Below are 14,850 nucleotides of genomic sequence, written 5' to 3' on the forward strand. Positions count from 1 at the left end.
AAAACCCAGTCCGAGAGGCACAACATGACCGTCCTGCACTATCGCGCAGCCGGCGCAGGCAGCGCGCCCCCATTGATACTCGGACCGTCCCTCGGCACCTCGCTGGCCGTGTGGGAGCCGCAGGCGGCAGCCCTGGCTCGTGGCCGCCAGGTGATCCGGTACGACCTACCAGGGCACGGCGGCTCCCTCGCCCGACTACTACCCGCCGTCCCCACTGTCGGTGACGTCGCCGGTCTCGTCCTCGCTCTCGCCGACCGACTCGGCATCGACCGCTTCGCGTACTCCGGGATCTCTTTCGCGGCGCCGTCGGCATGTGGCTGGCAGTCAACCACCCCGAGCGCGTCACCTCGCTGATGCTCATCTGCACCTCGGCCCGATTCGGGGAGCCCGGCGGCTGGCGCGAACGGGCACACCTCGTCCGAACCGAGGGCATCGGTCCCGTTGCCGACACCGCAGCCGGCCGATGGTTCACCCCATCCTTCGTGGACGATCTTGCGGCCCGGACGATGGTGGCCGACCTACGGGCCACCGACGCCACGGCCTACGCCGCGAGCTGCGACGCGCTGGCCTCGTTCGACCTCCGTGCCGAACTGGGCCGCATTACCGCGCCCACCCTGGTCGTAGCCGGTCGCGAAGACCTCGCGACACCGGTCGACCACTCCCGCCTCCTCGCCGACCGGATCCCTGGAGCGAGCCTCACCGAGGTGGCACACGCAGCGCACCTCATCACGGTCGAACGTCCCGGCTCCGTACTGACAGCGCTGCGCAGCCATCTCGACAACGACACCGAGGCACGCGACTGGGCTGCCCCCGGTGACGACGGCTCCCGCTATGCGGCCGGCATGGCTGTACGCAGGGTCGTCCTGGGCGACGCCCAGGTGGATCGGGCGATCGCCCGGACCACCGAGTTCACCTCCGTCTCCCAGGACTTCATCACTCGCTACGCCTGGGGGGAAGTCTGGACCCGTCCCGGCCTCTCGCGAACAACCCGCCGGTGCATGACCCTGACAGCAATGATCGCCAACGGCCATCACGAGGAACTCGCCATGCACATCCGGGCCGGACTACAGGACGGACTCACTCCCGTCGACATCCAGGAAGTCCTGCTGCAGTCGGCCATCTACTGCGGCGTTCCCGCGGCGAACACCGCGTTTTCCATTGCCAATAAAATTATCCAGGAATACGACAACTGATCCGATCTGAGCCACTATAAGTTACGAACGCGCCCATCCTGGGAAGATTTGCGGGCCGGCACAGCCACATTCACCTAAGAAGATCCACCAGGTATTTCACAAATGCTCGAACTGGCGCAAGCGGCGGTCGCGTAATTCAACGAAAGGCGATATCGCTATGTCTCAAGTAGCAGACCAGGGGCCCGAGGTACGCCTGGACGAAATGATCGACCATCGACCGGTGGGACGGTTCCATTACCTGGTCCTGGCGTTGACCGGTCTGGTCATGTTCCTCGACGGTCTCGACACCCAGATGATCAGCTTTGTCGCCCCGGCCGTGGCCAAGGAATGGTCCCTCCCGGTTGCCGCCCTCGGGCCGATATTCTCCGCGTCCATCGTCGGACTGATGATCGGTTACCTGGCCCTTTCACCACTGGCCAACCGCATCGGACACCGCCGACTGATCATCAGCTCCACCGTGGTGTTCGCCGTCTCCACCCTGCTGTGCACAGCCGCCGTGAACGGGACCCAGCTGATCGCGCTGCGCACCTTGACCGGCGTCGGACTCGGCGCGACCATCCCCAGCGCCGTTGCCCTGGCCAGCGAGTTCGCCCCCACCCGTCGTCGCTCGTCATTCGTCATGCTGATCTACTGCTGGCTGGCCCTGGGATTCGTCGTCGCCAGCTTGATTTCCGGAGCGGTCATCCCGGAGTGGGGATGGCGCCCGATGTTCGTGCTCGGGGGCCTCCTGCCTCTGCTCCTGGTTCTGGTCCTGCTGTGGTTGCTGCCGGACTCCCCCAGCTACCTGTTGCCCCGTAACCCCTCCCGCGCCCGCTCCACCCTCCGCCGCCTCGACCCCGACCTCGCATCGAATATCCGGATTCTCCCCGCCGAACGCCGCGACGCCGGGGCGCAGACCACGACACGTTCCCCGATGGTCGAGCTGTTCCGCCGTCAATGGCTGGCCAGCACTGCACTCCTGTGGATCGCGTTCATGCTCAACCTCGGTGTCTTCTACGCCGTCCAGAGCTGGCTGCCTGCGATCTTGGGTCGACTCGGACACGCCCCTTCCACCGCCGTGCTCGCCACCGCCCTGACCACCATCGGTGGGATTGTCGCCGCCATCGTGATCGGGCCCTCGATGGACAGACGCGGCCCGTTCGGCACACTCGCGGTGGTCTACCTCCTCGGCGCACTGTTCGTCTCCGCGCTCGCGTTCGCCCTCACTGGAGCGAACTGGGTGGTGCTCGGCGCCGCGTTCCTCGCCGGTACGTGTATCACCGGCGGCCAGATGAGCGTCATCGCACTCGCCACCGTGCTCTACCCGCCACAGATTCGACCCACCGGCGTCGGTTGGGCGCTGGGCATCGGCCGAGTCGGAGGGATCGTGGGCCCATTACTGATCGGTTACGCCCTCGGCGACGGCGTAATCCCGCAAACCGTATTCCTGGTTATGGGCGCGGTGCTCCTCATCGCCAGCGTCGCCGTCCTTGCATTGGCCAGAATCTCCCGCGCCACCCGAACCCGCGCTCCACGAGCAGACCTCACCTCACCGGTCACGGCCGGCCCCGACGCACCGTCACCGGTGGCGAGCACCGAGGACTGACCGGCCACCCTTTCAGCACGTCACCTTCGCCGAGCAGCTTGACCCTTCGGCCATGAGGCCATGGCCACGGGCGCGATCACCACCGTGTTCCGAGAAGGAAGAATCTCTCATCGAAGACGGATCCCACCCTGACGCGCCCGTTCCCGCGGCGGCAGATCCAATCACCAGGGTCCGGCCGGTCACCACGGTCTGACAAAAGTTCAGTCTGACTAAGAGCGTGTCTCGTTTGGATCTTCTGGCGAGTCTGCGATGATCTTGTGCTGTGATCGACTCGTTGTCGCAACGGTTGGTGCCCGATGAGTTGTGGGCGCTGGTGGAACCGCTGATCCCGCCGGCGAAGGAGCGTCCGCAGGGTGGTGGGCGTGCGCGGACGGATCCGCGGGCGGTGTTCACGGCAGTCGTGTTCGTGTTGACCAGCGGTTGTGCGTGGCGGCATCTGCCGCCGTCGTTCGGAGTGTCGGTGCCCACGGCGCACCGAACGTTCACCGAGTGGACCGAGGCCGGGCTGTGGCGGCAGTTGCACCGAGCGGTGCTGGACGAACTGGGCGGCCGGGGATTGATCGACTGGTCACGCGCGGTCCTGGACGGGGCAACCGTCAGGGCCAAAAAGGGGGCGGCCTGACCGGGCCGAGCCCGGTTGATCGGGGCAAACCCGGCTCGAAGATCCACGTGCTGTCCGACCGGGCCGGCATGCCCCTCACCGTCGGAATCTCCGCGGCCAACACCCACGACAGTCACGCACTCAGGCCCCTGATCAACGCGCTGCCGGCCATCCGCTCCCGCCGGGGACCCCGGCGCCGGAAACCGGCCAAGCTCCACGCCGACAAGGCCTACGACATCCCCGCCCTGCGCGACTGGCTCCGCCACCGCGGGATCCTCCCGCGCATCGCCCGCAAAGGCATCGAATCCACCAACAAACTCGGCAAACACCGCTGGGTCATCGAACGGGCCATCGCCTGGCTGTTCGGCTACCGCCGACTCACCATCCGCTACGAACGCAAACCAAGCCACTACCTCGCCTTCCTCACCCTCGCCGCCAGCATCACCTGCTACAAGAAACTCACCAAGTGAGACACGCTCTAAGATTCAAAGGGGAATCCCATGGCGAACTACTTGCTCGTGCACGCCGCCTGGTGCGACGGCTCGATGTGGCGGCACGTCGCCGCTGATCTGCGCCTCGCGGGCCACGATGCCCGCGTGATCGACCAGCTGCCCAGCGTCGGTGATGAACCCGGCGCACTCGGCGACCTTTACGCCGACGCCGCCTACCTCCGGTCCATTCTGGACTCGGCTACCGAGGACGTGGTGCTGGTCGGGCACTCCTACGGTGGCATGGTGATCACCGAGGTCGCCGACCATCCGCGGATCCAGCACAGTGTCTACCTCGCCGCGTTCTGGCCGAAAAAAGGCGAGACACTGCTCGACATCCGCTCGGCGCACCCACACGAATGGCTGGTGCCCCACGGCGAGGGCGCACTGCGGGTCACCGACGACATGGCGATCGCCCAGGAAATCATGGGCGCCGACCTCGGCGACGACTACGCCGAATTTCACCGGAACCTGCGACTCCAGTCGCGCGCGAGTTTCACTTGCACCAGCAACGCACCGGCACGCACACACCCGACCAGCTACGTCGTATGCGAGCAGGATCGGTCGATCTTCGTGGCTGACCAGGAACGCATGTCCACCGCCGCGAACATAGTCACCCGCATCGATGCCGCACACATGGCACCACTGTCCCGACCTGAGGCGGTCACCGCCGAGCTACTCCGATCCACGTCCTTCTCCGCCGCCACCCCGTCCGACAGCTCCGATAGGAGTGAGACCGGAATACGCTAGAAAGCTGCCGCGAAGGGTCGGTAGCCGCGGGTCAGCTGTCTGACGTCTGCGCCTCGGTGAGGTTGCGGTAGTGGGTGGCGCGGCTGACGCCGAACGCCGCCGCGACCTTGTCGACGGCCTGGCCGCCCTCCGTTGCAGGACAACGGGTTTCGTTACATTCGCCCCTGTTCTCGCTGCCCTCGTTGCGAAACTCGGTGAGGGTGGACAGGTCAGCCGTCGCGTCGTCTGTGTCGGTGGCCCGGAGTGGACGGTTGGACCAGAGAACCTCCGTGCGGTTGTGCCCAGGTTCCGCCCTAGCTGGTGGACGCAGGCAGTTCGTGCCGGTGCCACTCGCATACAGCTCGTGGTCGTCGAGGTCGCTGACATAGCCGGCGCGCGCCACGGTAGCGGCGCAAACGTGCAGGGCCTCGGCCAGGGCGCGGTGTTCGGTGTCGGTGTTCATTCCGGCGAAGGAACGAATCGAGGGTGTCCTGGCGTACCGGCAGGATCGGCACCGGCAGCCGCCGCAGCGGCGTGGCCAGCTCCGGCCCCACCGCCCTCATGCGGCGCCGGTGCACGTCGACGCCCGGCGCTTCGCGAACTTCGCCGCGGGCGGGGGCGTGGACTGGGCGGCGTGGTCGAGGCGGATCGCGTCGAGGGGCCTTGGTGATCTTCTCGGTCCCGTCGAGGATCGCGTCGATCGCCGCACCACGGATCAGGTGCGGACCCGGCGCACGCGCACAATCCCGGCCGCATTCAGCCCGACGGCCCACAGCACCACTACGACACTCCATTGCGCCCACGCCAGCCCGTTCATCGAGCCCGACAGCAGGTTGCGCACGGACGGGTAAGGCGTGAGCCAGGCCTGCACAGGCGGGTAGACCACGCCGAGCACGAACCATAGGCCGAGCGGGAGCACGATGCTCGCCAAGCAAGCCGTAGCGCGGTGGCGGATCAGCAGACCCAGACCGGTACCGACGAGTTGCGCCACCACCTGCACCAGCACACCCCCGGCGACCACGGGTCCCGTGTCGTGCCAGACGAATGCAGCGGACGACGTCGTGGTGGCGAGAGCGCACACCACGGCGCCGAATACGCCGACGGCGGCGGCGAGCGCGGACGCCGCCAGGAGCGTGGGCAGGACGGGAAAACGCGACCGCAGCACGTCACCTGCTGTGAGGGCGCCCGTGAAGGGCACGAGCACCGACATGAGGCTCTGCACCGGATCCGACAGCGCGGCGAACGTCGGCGAGCCGTATACCGAAACGGCGACGGCGCCGAGCACACCGAGAAGAAGAGCGACAACCAAGATCCACCGCCGGACCGCAGTTCCAACGGTGCGGCGAAGCGCGCCCACGAACACGGTGAACCCCCTGCCCCAGATGCCGGAATTGTCGCAGGGGTCGGACTCAGCAGGAAGATTGATGGGGTTCGACCCCAGTCCAGCGCCCGGCCACGGCGGTGTGACCTTGCACGGACTAGATGACGGCCAGCGGCATTCCGATACCGGCAGATAGCGGCGGATCCCATTTCCCATTGAGACATCGTGACGGTCGGCCTGTTGCGATCAGCGCACGTCAGGCGGAGTATACGAACACGCGTTCGATAGTCGCTGGTCGCTGGACTTCCCACGGCGAAGGAGTCATTGTGGGAGTTCGTCGTGGCGTTCAACAACCCGCCGATGCCGTGGTCGGAGCTGGAACGGATCGCCTCCGGCCGCAACGCGCCGACGGTGCACGGGGATGGCGGGGATTCGCCGGCGTGGTCGCGCAAGCGCGACGACTACCGCCCGCCCGAGGGGCTGCGCCACCCCGCGGCAGAGGCCGGCACCGAGCGCGTCCTCAACGCGGAGCTGCACACCCACTCGTTCTTCTCCTTCCTCGACGGCGTCTCCTCCCCGAATCTCTGGTCGAGGAAGCGTGCGCCTCGACCTGGATGCGGTGGTGCTGACCGATCACGACGGCATGTCCGGCGCCGTGCGCTTCGCCGAAGCAGGCCGCGACCTCGGCATCCGCACCGGTCACAGTGTCGAGCTCTCCCTGGGCCTGCCGCAGCCGCAGGGCGGCACCGCCGACCCGGTCGGCACTCACCTGCTCGCCCTCGCCCGCGACCTGACCGGGTATCAGCGGTTGTGCCGGATGATCTCCCGCGCGCAGCTCGCCGGCGGGGAGGAAGGCCGCCCCCTCTACGACCCCGACGAGACGGTGGAGGAGCTGCGCGGGCACGTGCTGGCGCTCACCGGTTGCCGCAAGGGCACCGTCCGCCAGGCCCTCGCCGACCGCGACACACCAGCTGCGACGACTGGTCGAGCAGTTCGGCCGCGAGCACGTCGCCGTCGAGCTGACCGACCACGGGCAGCCGCTGGACGACGCGAACAGCGGCCCTGCTGAACGCCCCAGCGGGTATGCCACAGTAACAATCGAACAGGCCCTGTCGTGTCCCGGTCTCGAGGCAGGACAGGGCTTCGCGTCGCGCACCACCGGGACATACAGCAAGCCACGAAACCCAAGCGATGTCTCGCGCAACCGCTCGGCCAGGTTGCTGTCACCAACGACGTTCAGTACGCGATCCGGTCGTACACACTTCCCGTGCCACGGCGGGGGTGAAGCCTTCCAGCCCCACAGCGAAAGAACCCACTCACGCCCACCGGCCCCCCATCAGCGCCGCACGGAGGGCGTGCTCGACATCGTTAACATCGTCGGCACGCCATGGCTGCTGCACGATGCCTGGCCCGGCCGGGGGCCTGGTGATGCTGGACAACGTCGGACACACGACGTCCGCCGCCTCGATGCAAGACGTGCTGGTCTGCGCAACGGACCGGTTCGCCCAGTGACAGACGGGCGCGGGTCTCTCAGAAGTCCGTATGCGCGATGTCGTCGAGGACCAACGGTCCCACGGGAGACCAGCCCAGTACACGCCGGGCCGTGTCGCCCGAAGCCTGCTGGTCGAGGAGAAGGGCCTTGCCGAGCAGCCCGAGCCGGTCGAGCGTCTGCATGACGGGTTCGGGCTCGACGCGTCCGGCCAGGCCGAGAGAGAGGCTTACCGCTTCGGTGATCTGCCGTACGGTCGGGTTCGCGCCGCTGGCGCCGATGAAGTACGAACCGCGTGGGGCCTTCTCCACCGCGAGCACGTATAGCTCGGCCAGGTCGTCCACGTGCACGGTGCTCCAGTGCTGGTCACCCGGACCGATCATGGTGAGCGCCGGGGCGTTTCCGGCGGTTCGAGGGCCAGCGGCGACGCGGTTCAGCAAACCACCGCCGTGGCCGTACACCACTGCCGGCGCAATAACCGAGGTCCGGACGCTCTGCGCTGCGCGCACGAGCTTGCCGAGCGGCACGCGCCAGGCGATCAGCCGCGGGGCGTTCATGCCGGTCGACTCAGTGATTCCCGAACCGCTGCCGTGCAGCCAGACGCCGGTGGTGTACACGAACGGCCGGTCGGTGTTCCGCAGCGCGCGCAGGAAGCTGGTGACCGCCACCTCTTCGACGGTCGCACTGGTCTGGTCGCCTGGCGACGCCAAGTGGATCACACCGTCGCTCGTCGCGGCGAGTCCCTCCAATGCGTCACGGTCTGCCAGGTCGGCAATCGCGGGCTGGGCGCCCTTGGCCCGTACCAACTCGGCCTTCTCGGCGGAGCGGACCAAGGCAGTGACCTGGTGGCCGCTGGAGACGAGCCGATCCAGCACCGCGGCTCCGATGTAGCCGGTACCACCAGTGAGCAGTACGTGCATGGTTATCCTCGTTGCTGACGTTTGTTGGGAATCACCGTAATACTCGCAGTGCATCAGGCGACTTTGCCCTACCAGCAGTGATCAGTCGTTGGCTCAGTGCTCGTTTGAACGACCACTACTGCAGACCGCCGCCGGACGCCGGGCCAAGGGGACAGCCCGGCGTCCTACCTGTTCACCCAGCGGAGGATACGTGACTCGCCCAAATGCGGACTATTACAGCCAACGTCGCGCACGCTTCGTCCTTGACATCGGGGCGTCCGGGCTCAGGGCAGATGTGCGGCCAGGTTCAGCACGCGCGTGGTCTGCATCGCGGAGAAGTTGTCGTCGCTGATCAGGCTCACGCCGATCAGGCCTGGGCCGTTGCCGGTGATGGCCATGCCTTCGTAATTGTCCAGCAGAGGGTTGGCCTGGGCCTCTTTCGTAGGTGCGCCCAGCGTGGGGCAGTTCACCAGATCGGCCAGGTGTTGCTTGGCGACGATGTCCGCACGCGGAGCGTCTGAAAGGTTCGGCAGCGCACCGACATCGGCAGCTTTTCTGAGACCGGTCACGGTGAAAAGGTCGACACTGTTGCCGGCGGTGCTGTCGAAGGCGGCCTCCTCGACCAGGATCGCGTCATCGCGGTATGCGGCGACCTCGGGGATGCGCATATCCGGCTCGGCCCGGTATCCGACCTGCTTGATGAGGTGCCATTGTCCGGTGCCGTCGACGGTGTACACCAGAAACCGGTGCAGGGAGGCGTCGCCGGTTGCAGAGACGTCGCCGGAGAGTGCGTCCTCCATGGAGGCGATGATCTCCCGCCCGGACGGCGAGACTGTCAGTCCTTCGAGGGTGGCGTTGGAGGCTGCCTCACCGTCGGGGGTGGTACCGGCGACCGCGAACCGCGCCGGAACCGGCAGCGACTCTTTCTGTACACCGTCGCGGTCGAAGATCCGGATCGACGGCTCGGTTTCCGAGCTGACCACGTAGTCGCCGTCCGGGAGCACGGCGAGCCCCTCATTGTCAGAGCCGGTCCCGGTATACGGCGTGCCGTCCGGCTTCCTGAGCACCAACGGGTCACGAACCGGCTTCGGGTCTCCGAGGTTGCGGAAGAACCAGATGCGCGCTGGATCACTGGCGTGATTGTCCACAGCAGACGCCCAGGAATGCGACCGGACGTCGAAGGCCAGCGAGGACAGCCCACCGACGTCGGCACCATTGACGACGCGCTTGTCCAGGGCGTCGCTGAAACCGAGCGCGGACACCCGCGGGGAGCACCGTGGGCCGGTTCCCGGCCCGTCGGCAGCACCCACCGCGGCGGCGGAGGCAGGCACTGTGATCGCCGTGGCCATAAGTGCCGCTGTCGCACCGGTGAGCACCACCGACATTCGCGGGATCCTGTTCATAATCATGATCACAGGAGGCCCGCGTCCTCGCCGGAGGGGATGGTGCGTGAGGTCGTGACGACGGCGTGGCCGAGCTTGCGGTAGGCCTCGACCAGGCCGGCGCCGATGCCCTGCGAGGGTCCGGCGATGACGGCGACCTTCTGGCTTTGCATGGTAATCACATGTCTCCAGTTCTTCGACTCGAGCACGAGTACGCGCCCGATGACGGGATGGGGGTTCTCGACCTCGGCTGCTGCCGCCGGTCGGCTCCTGGACAGTGGGCCACACTCGGCGGCGGCGCGCCCACCGTGACAGGGCTAGGTACGGTTGGGCGGTGGTTTGAGCTGGTACCGCGCGACGATGTCCGGCAGCCAATCGGGGGTGGCGAACTCCAATCCGTACTCGGCCGCGAGCCGTGCCAGCTCGCCTTCGGGGGGCGGGCCGCCTGCGAGCATGTCGGACAGGTTGTGGAAGAACCCTTCGAAACCGCCCGGGGTGATCACCTCGATCATCCGCGCGGGCATCTTGCCCGCGTTCCACATCGTGTGAACTTCTCCACGGGGCTTGGCGATGTACCCACCTGCGCCGAGTACGACCTCGCGGTCGCCCGACCGGAAACCGATCTCCCCCTCGGTCACGATCGAGTACTCGTCCTCACGGGTGTGCCGATGCGGAGCAACCAGCGCACCGACCGGGAAGGGGTGCTCCACGATCGACACAGCACCTCCTGTCTCGTGGCTCCAGAGCTTGAAGGCCACTCCAGTAGTTCCGAGATTTTCGGTCCGTCCCTCTCCTGGTTGCACGATCGTCAGCGGTGGAGGCGTTGTGTCGTCCATGGCAGCTTCTCCCGTTGTCATCGATCTGACTTGCCGCAGGCGTCGTCCGACTCACTCTGTGGCGAGTCCGGCTCAGCGGGCACGGCTTCGCGGGCGCGAGCGAGCTGAGCGATGAAGTACTCCGGGTCGTCTGGGTAGAAATTCCGTCCGGTGGTCTCCACCGACATCGCTGGCTCCGATCGCCGTAGGGGCTGCGGCACCGTTCGCCGCCCTCGTCCTTGATTGGCGTAAGCGCACGGCGAATCTTTCGGGGGGTCGGCGAAAACTCGCCCCGAAGGTCCCCGTGGGGTGCCCATCCGGGCAAGGCACCTGCTCGCGCGCCGGGGTGCTTTGCCGTACTCGGTCCGCTCCGCGTCACTGGAGCCGGACCACGGGCAAGTCCGTCGGGGCCTGCGCCGGGTCGGCCAACATCCTTCAGTCGCGCCGCTCTACCGCGTCCCCGCCGACAACGAGGGTCCACGAAGTACTCAGGAAAACTCCGGCGGATATGGCTGGGTAGGCCCTTGGCCAGGGGCCTTCGGGGTTCGGGTGGGAAGTCGCCGGTCGGCGCTACGGTGTTCACGGACGAGTAGCTGGAGGGTGCGGTAGTTCCCGGAGATCGGCCGGGAGGACTTGTTCCCGTTCTTCACCCTGGCCCCGGCGACCCTGGCGTTCGTCAATCCCGGCCGCGTCACACCCGCTGACGAGGCTGCACCAGGCCAACCAGCGCGGTCGCTGCGCCGCGACGGCACGGCCAGGCGTTCGTCTACGCATACGCGCTCGAAGGCACCGTGCGCAGCCAACTCGACGACAAGCCCATCAGCACCTTCCACCAAGGCCAGAACTGGGTCGAGCAGCCGGGCACCCACCACGTCCTCACACAGAACACCAGCCAGACGGCCCGCGCGCGGTTGCTGGTCGTGTTCGTGTCCGACACCGGAGACCCGCTCAAGGTCAACGACCCCCACTCCCGATGGCGACGGGTCCATCGGTGGCGAGTGTGATCAGTCTGTCGGGAAGCGCACTACATCGCACGATCATTGCTCGACCACCGCGACTACGAGCCTCGCCCGTCCTCAACTGCGGTGAGCCCCTACAGCGAGCTTGGTCAGCAGCTCCCGGCCCTTCTCCGCATTACGCGGCTCGCACAGGACGTCGTAGCGGCCGGCAACGAGCTGGCTGGCAGAGGAGAAGTCGCGACGCCCTCGCGACGCGGTATAGCCGAGCGCCGCGAATACGCCGCCGAACAGGGCCCCGGCGACGAGGCCGACGACCATCGGTGCCGCAGCCGTGCCGTTGGTGTTGCTGAACAGACCCAGCAGCAGGCCGACGAACAGCCCGAACCAGGCGCCGGACAGCACACCAGTGCCCAGCACTTTGCCCCAAGTGAGCCTTCCGATGACACGCTCGACGAGCATGAGGTCGACGCCGACAATCGTCAGGTCCTGAACAGTGAACTCGTTGTCGACCAGATACTCGACCGCGCGCTGTGCTTCTTCATAGGTGCCGTATGAGCCGATCGGCCAACCCGATGGTGGCGTCGGCAGGCTGGGCAGGCCCGGCGTCAGCCGTCCCGGCGAGAGTGGATTGGTCACGAACATCACCTGTGCTTCGTTCGACTGCGCTAAGGGTCTGGACGGGGTCGATTGACTTTGCGACGCGTTGCGCAACCGTCTTACTGAGCGCAAGCACGCGATCGGCCGTTACGGCGGAGACTGGAGCGCCAAGGACCACCCACCCCGACGGCGGCGATGGCCGGCCAGTGAGCGGGCCCACCAGGCTGGACAAGCGCCGATGTCCAGGCACCTGCGGATTCCGCCTTGGAGAGCTTTCTCTAGGGCAACATCAGCGGAGGGCCAATGGCTGATCACTGACCGCCGTTGATGTCGAAGTCCGCCCCGGTGATCCACTGCGCGCGAGCGGAGGCCAAGAAAGCGACGATCTCGGCGATGTCGCGCGAGTCGCCGAAGCGGCCGAGCGGGATGCTCTGCCCCACGGCCTCGATGGGCGCGCCCATCGCCTCGGCGATCGGCCGCAGGACGTCGAGTCCGCCTTCGGTCTCGACCGGGCCGGGGCTGACGATGTTGACCCGGATGCCTTCCGGGGCCACGGCCTTGGCCAGCGCACGGCTGTAGACGTTCAGCGCGGCCTTCGCCGCGGCGTAGTGCGCGACCGGCGGCGGGACGTCCTTGACCACACCGGTGCTGATGTTGACCACGGCCGCGCCGCGGCCGGATTCCTTCAGCGCCGGGAGCGCGGCGTTGGTGACGCGCACCGCGGCGAGGAAGTTGATGTTGAGCGAATCCAGCCACTCTTCGTCGGGCACGGCCGCAGGCCCAGCCAGGTGGGTGCGCGCCGCACCGGCGGCGTTCACCAGGATGTCCAGGCCGCCGAGTACGTTGGCCGCACGCTCGATGAGCTCCCGCGCTCCCTCGGCCGAGCGAAGGTCGGCGGTGAGGAACGTGGAATCCTTCGGGGTTTCGTCGGTCTTGGTGCGGGCGCTGGTGGCGACGACTGCGCCGCCGTCGATGAGGCGCTGCGCGATCGCGGCACCGATGCCGCGGGAACCACCCGTGACGAGCACGCGGCGGCCGACGAACTCGTCAGGCAGAGCGGAAGTGGGGGTGTACATGGTTGCTACCTCTCACGGATGTTTTCTTGCTGTACAAGGACGGTTTCGAATCAGGCGAGGATGAACGTCATGGCGTTTCCTTTCGCGTTGCTCCGAGTGCGCCAGGCCGGGCAGCGGCGGCGACGTGCTCGAAGAAGAACAAGACCAGGAGCGCGGCCGCGAGCATCACACCGGCACCGATGCGGAAGGCCAGGACGTAACCGTCCACAGTGGCCTCCTGCGGGTTCGCCCCGCCGGCGGCCAAGGCCCCGGCGTGCCGCAACGCGACGGTCACCAGCACCGCGAGGCCGAGACTTCCCCCGAGTTGCAGCGTGGTGTTCTGCACGCCGCCGGCCAGCCCGACCTCGGACGGCGTGGCACCGTGTAATGCGGCGTAGCGCAGCGCCGGGAAAATGACCCCCTGCGCAAACCCGTAGCACAGCGTCGCCGGCAGCACGAGCTGCGCGTAGTGCAGGCTGCCCCCGATCTGTCCCAGGGAGAGCATCGCTGCGGCGCCGATGAGGAACGCGCCGGCCACACCGAACTTGATGCCGATTCGCGGCAAGAGATTGGTGCTCACATAGATGCCGACGAGCATCGCGAGCCCGAACGGCAGGTAGGCCAGCCCCGACCGCAGGGCCGAGTAGTGCCCGAAGTCCTGCAGGTACAGCGTCAGCACGAAGAACATCGTCATGAACGACGCCATGCCGAGGATCGCCGCGACGTTCGCGGCCGACCGGGTGCGGTCGCGGAAGAATCCGAGCGGCAACAGCGGATCACGAACCAGCGCCTGCGACGCGATGAAGGCACCGAGCAGGACCACTCCCGCAACGACGGGCACGAGGACCGCCGCGCCACCCCACGCGTGGCTGCTCGCGTTTAGCAGGCCGTAGACCAGGGTCGTCATCGCCGCCGTGCCGAGGACCGCACCCCACGGCTCGATCCGCGCACGCCGTTCGACCGGGCTGCGCGGCACCAGCCGGACCGATGCGGTGAGCACAACGACGGCGATCGGCAGATTGATCAGGAAGATCCACCGCCAGCTGATCGCGCTGGTGACAACTCCGCCGATGACCACACCGAAGGTTCCGCCGAGGCCGGCCAACCCGCCCCACATGCCGATGGCACGGGCTCGTTCCCGGGCGTCCGGAAACATCAGCACGGCCAACGCCAGGGCAGCGGGGCTCACCACGGCGACCCCGAGACCCTGGGCGAACCGCGCCACCACCAGAGTCCCAGGGTTGGACGCGACCCCGCTCACCAGCGAAGCCCCGGCAAACAGGACGACACCGATCATGAAGAGCCGCTTCCGGTCGGCCAGATCGGATACCCGGCCCCCGAGCAGGAGGAAACCGCCCGCGGTGAGGCTGTAGGCGTTCATTACCCACGCGAGACCGGCCGGCTGGAACCCCAGGTCACCCTGGATCGACGGCAGCGCCACGTTCACTACGGTGCTGTCGATCGAGAGCATGAACTGCACGAGGGCGAGGACACCGAGCGCAAGCCAGCGGCGCGCATACGGCGCCTGCGGAACCTCGCAGAGGTCCACGCTCCTCACGTTCTCGGTGCTCACACCTTCTCCTACCGCCGGGGAACCAGCCGCCAATTTACTGGCGCTACTCACTAAAACTACTAGCGGGGTCCAGTATGTCAACCACAGGTGACCGCCGAGACATCCCCTTGACCTGGGGACAGCGGGAGAAGGCAGGCTCGATAGTTGAACGTTTTTCTACTTCA

General features: G+C 67.2%; 14 protein-coding genes and 2 pseudogenes. 7 read left to right on the plus strand and 9 right to left on the minus strand.

The genetic code is table 11. The annotated features are described in order from the left end of the window. Window positions 1-24: 24 nt before the first annotated feature. From AB0M56_RS46300 to AB0M56_RS46320, 5 genes and pseudogenes are all read left to right on the plus strand, one after another. Window positions 25-680: pseudogene (locus AB0M56_RS46300) on the plus strand (alpha/beta fold hydrolase); the annotation flags it as partial. Window positions 681-842: 162 nt separating this feature from the next. Next, window positions 843-1,193 carry a carboxymuconolactone decarboxylase family protein gene (locus AB0M56_RS46305; protein WP_364188887.1) on the plus strand — a complete coding sequence of 117 codons (351 nt, stop codon included), beginning with the start codon at window positions 843-845 and terminating at the stop codon, window positions 1,191-1,193. A gap of 202 nt (window positions 1,194-1,395) precedes the next feature. Next, entirely contained in the window at window positions 1,396-2,778 is a 1,383-nt protein-coding gene (locus tag AB0M56_RS46310; RefSeq protein ID WP_364188759.1) for an MFS transporter, read from the plus strand. A 274-nt stretch (window positions 2,779-3,052) separates the two neighbouring features. Next, window positions 3,053-3,849, plus strand: a protein-coding gene (locus AB0M56_RS46315; RefSeq protein ID WP_364188890.1) for an IS5 family transposase whose coding sequence is annotated in 2 segments (ribosomal slippage) — window positions 3,053-3,395 and window positions 3,395-3,849 — 798 coding nt in all. Because the reading frame shifts where the segments join, the coding sequence is not laid out codon by codon here. 30 nt (window positions 3,850-3,879) lie between these two features. Continuing rightward, entirely contained in the window at window positions 3,880-4,617 is a 738-nt protein-coding gene (locus tag AB0M56_RS46320; protein ID WP_364188762.1) for an alpha/beta hydrolase, read from the plus strand. 31 nt (window positions 4,618-4,648) lie between these two features. Here AB0M56_RS46320 and AB0M56_RS46325 read toward each other — a convergent pair whose 3' ends face one another. Both AB0M56_RS46325 and AB0M56_RS46330 read right to left on the minus strand, forming a co-directional pair. Then, window positions 4,649-5,059: a hypothetical protein gene (locus tag AB0M56_RS46325; RefSeq protein WP_364188765.1), complete on the minus strand. Its 411-nt coding sequence runs from the start codon at window positions 5,057-5,059 to the stop codon at window positions 4,649-4,651. Between the two features lie 252 nt (window positions 5,060-5,311). Next, window positions 5,312-5,905, minus strand: coding sequence for a hypothetical protein (locus tag AB0M56_RS46330; protein WP_364188767.1), 594 nt, complete (start codon window positions 5,903-5,905; stop codon window positions 5,312-5,314). Window positions 5,906-6,515: 610 nt separating this feature from the next. Between AB0M56_RS46330 and AB0M56_RS46335 the strand changes: the two genes are divergently transcribed. Next, complete coding sequence (locus AB0M56_RS46335; protein ID WP_364188770.1) at window positions 6,516-6,986, plus strand: PHP domain-containing protein; 471 nt, start codon at window positions 6,516-6,518, stop codon at window positions 6,984-6,986. A 461-nt stretch (window positions 6,987-7,447) separates the two neighbouring features. Here the strand turns inward: AB0M56_RS46335 and AB0M56_RS46340 are convergent, their stop codons facing one another. The 4 genes from AB0M56_RS46340 to AB0M56_RS46355 all read right to left on the minus strand — a co-directional run bounded on the left by AB0M56_RS46340 (window position 7,448) and on the right by AB0M56_RS46355 (window position 10,544). Next, window positions 7,448-8,380 carry an NAD-dependent epimerase/dehydratase family protein gene (locus tag AB0M56_RS46340; RefSeq protein WP_364188773.1) on the minus strand — a complete coding sequence of 311 codons (933 nt, stop codon included), beginning with the start codon at window positions 8,378-8,380 and terminating at the stop codon, window positions 7,448-7,450. A gap of 209 nt (window positions 8,381-8,589) precedes the next feature. Beyond that, window positions 8,590-9,690 carry an esterase-like activity of phytase family protein gene (locus AB0M56_RS46345; protein WP_364188775.1) on the minus strand — a complete coding sequence of 367 codons (1,101 nt, stop codon included), beginning with the start codon at window positions 9,688-9,690 and terminating at the stop codon, window positions 8,590-8,592. Window positions 9,691-9,716: 26 nt separating this feature from the next. Further along, complete coding sequence (locus AB0M56_RS46350) at window positions 9,717-9,860, minus strand: hypothetical protein (RefSeq protein WP_364188777.1); 144 nt, start codon at window positions 9,858-9,860, stop codon at window positions 9,717-9,719. Window positions 9,861-10,004: 144 nt separating this feature from the next. Further along, complete coding sequence (locus tag AB0M56_RS46355; protein WP_364188780.1) at window positions 10,005-10,544, minus strand: cupin domain-containing protein; 540 nt, start codon at window positions 10,542-10,544, stop codon at window positions 10,005-10,007. Window positions 10,545-11,242: 698 nt separating this feature from the next. Here AB0M56_RS46355 and AB0M56_RS46360 point away from each other — a divergent pair. Next, window positions 11,243-11,506, plus strand: a pseudogene (locus AB0M56_RS46360) (hypothetical protein); the annotation flags it as partial. Window positions 11,507-11,578: 72 nt separating this feature from the next. Here the strand turns inward: AB0M56_RS46360 and AB0M56_RS46365 are convergent. The 3 genes from AB0M56_RS46365 to AB0M56_RS46375 form a co-directional block, all read right to left on the minus strand. Continuing rightward, entirely contained in the window at window positions 11,579-12,103 is a 525-nt protein-coding gene (locus tag AB0M56_RS46365) for a general stress protein (protein WP_364188893.1), read from the minus strand. Window positions 12,104-12,369: 266 nt separating this feature from the next. Next, window positions 12,370-13,134, minus strand: coding sequence for an oxidoreductase (locus AB0M56_RS46370; RefSeq protein WP_364188783.1), 765 nt, complete (start codon window positions 13,132-13,134; stop codon window positions 12,370-12,372). Between the two features lie 67 nt (window positions 13,135-13,201). Next, window positions 13,202-14,767: an MFS transporter gene (locus tag AB0M56_RS46375; RefSeq protein ID WP_364188785.1), complete on the minus strand. Its 1,566-nt coding sequence runs from the start codon at window positions 14,765-14,767 to the stop codon at window positions 13,202-13,204. Window positions 14,768-14,850 lie beyond the last annotated feature (83 nt).

The sequence above is a fragment of the Amycolatopsis sp. NPDC051372 genome (genome assembly GCF_040682095.1).
GTDB lineage: Bacteria > Actinomycetota > Actinomycetes > Mycobacteriales > Pseudonocardiaceae > Amycolatopsis.

Coding starts and splice junctions, on each gene's coding strand:
- AB0M56_RS46305 (WP_364188887.1), top strand. CDS start 843: ATGGCTGTACGCAGGGTCGTCCTGGGCGACGCCCAGGTGGATCGGGCG.
- AB0M56_RS46310 (WP_364188759.1), top strand. CDS start 1,396: ATGATCGACCATCGACCGGTGGGACGGTTCCATTACCTGGTCCTGGCG.
- AB0M56_RS46320 (WP_364188762.1), top strand. CDS start 3,880: ATGGCGAACTACTTGCTCGTGCACGCCGCCTGGTGCGACGGCTCGATG.
- AB0M56_RS46325 (WP_364188765.1), bottom strand. CDS start 5,059: ATGAACACCGACACCGAACACCGCGCCCTGGCCGAGGCCCTGCACGTT.
- AB0M56_RS46340 (WP_364188773.1), bottom strand. CDS start 8,380: ATGCACTGCGAGTATTACGGTGATTCCCAACAAACGTCAGCAACGAGG.
- AB0M56_RS46345 (WP_364188775.1), bottom strand. CDS start 9,690: ATGTCGGTGGTGCTCACCGGTGCGACAGCGGCACTTATGGCCACGGCG.
- AB0M56_RS46350 (WP_364188777.1), bottom strand. CDS start 9,860: ATGCAAAGCCAGAAGGTCGCCGTCATCGCCGGACCCTCGCAGGGCATC.
- AB0M56_RS46355 (WP_364188780.1), bottom strand. CDS start 10,544: ATGACAACGGGAGAAGCTGCCATGGACGACACAACGCCTCCACCGCTG.
- AB0M56_RS46365 (WP_364188893.1), bottom strand. CDS start 12,103: ATGTTCGTGACCAATCCACTCTCGCCGGGACGGCTGACGCCGGGCCTG.
- AB0M56_RS46370 (WP_364188783.1), bottom strand. CDS start 13,134: ATGTACACCCCCACTTCCGCTCTGCCTGACGAGTTCGTCGGCCGCCGC.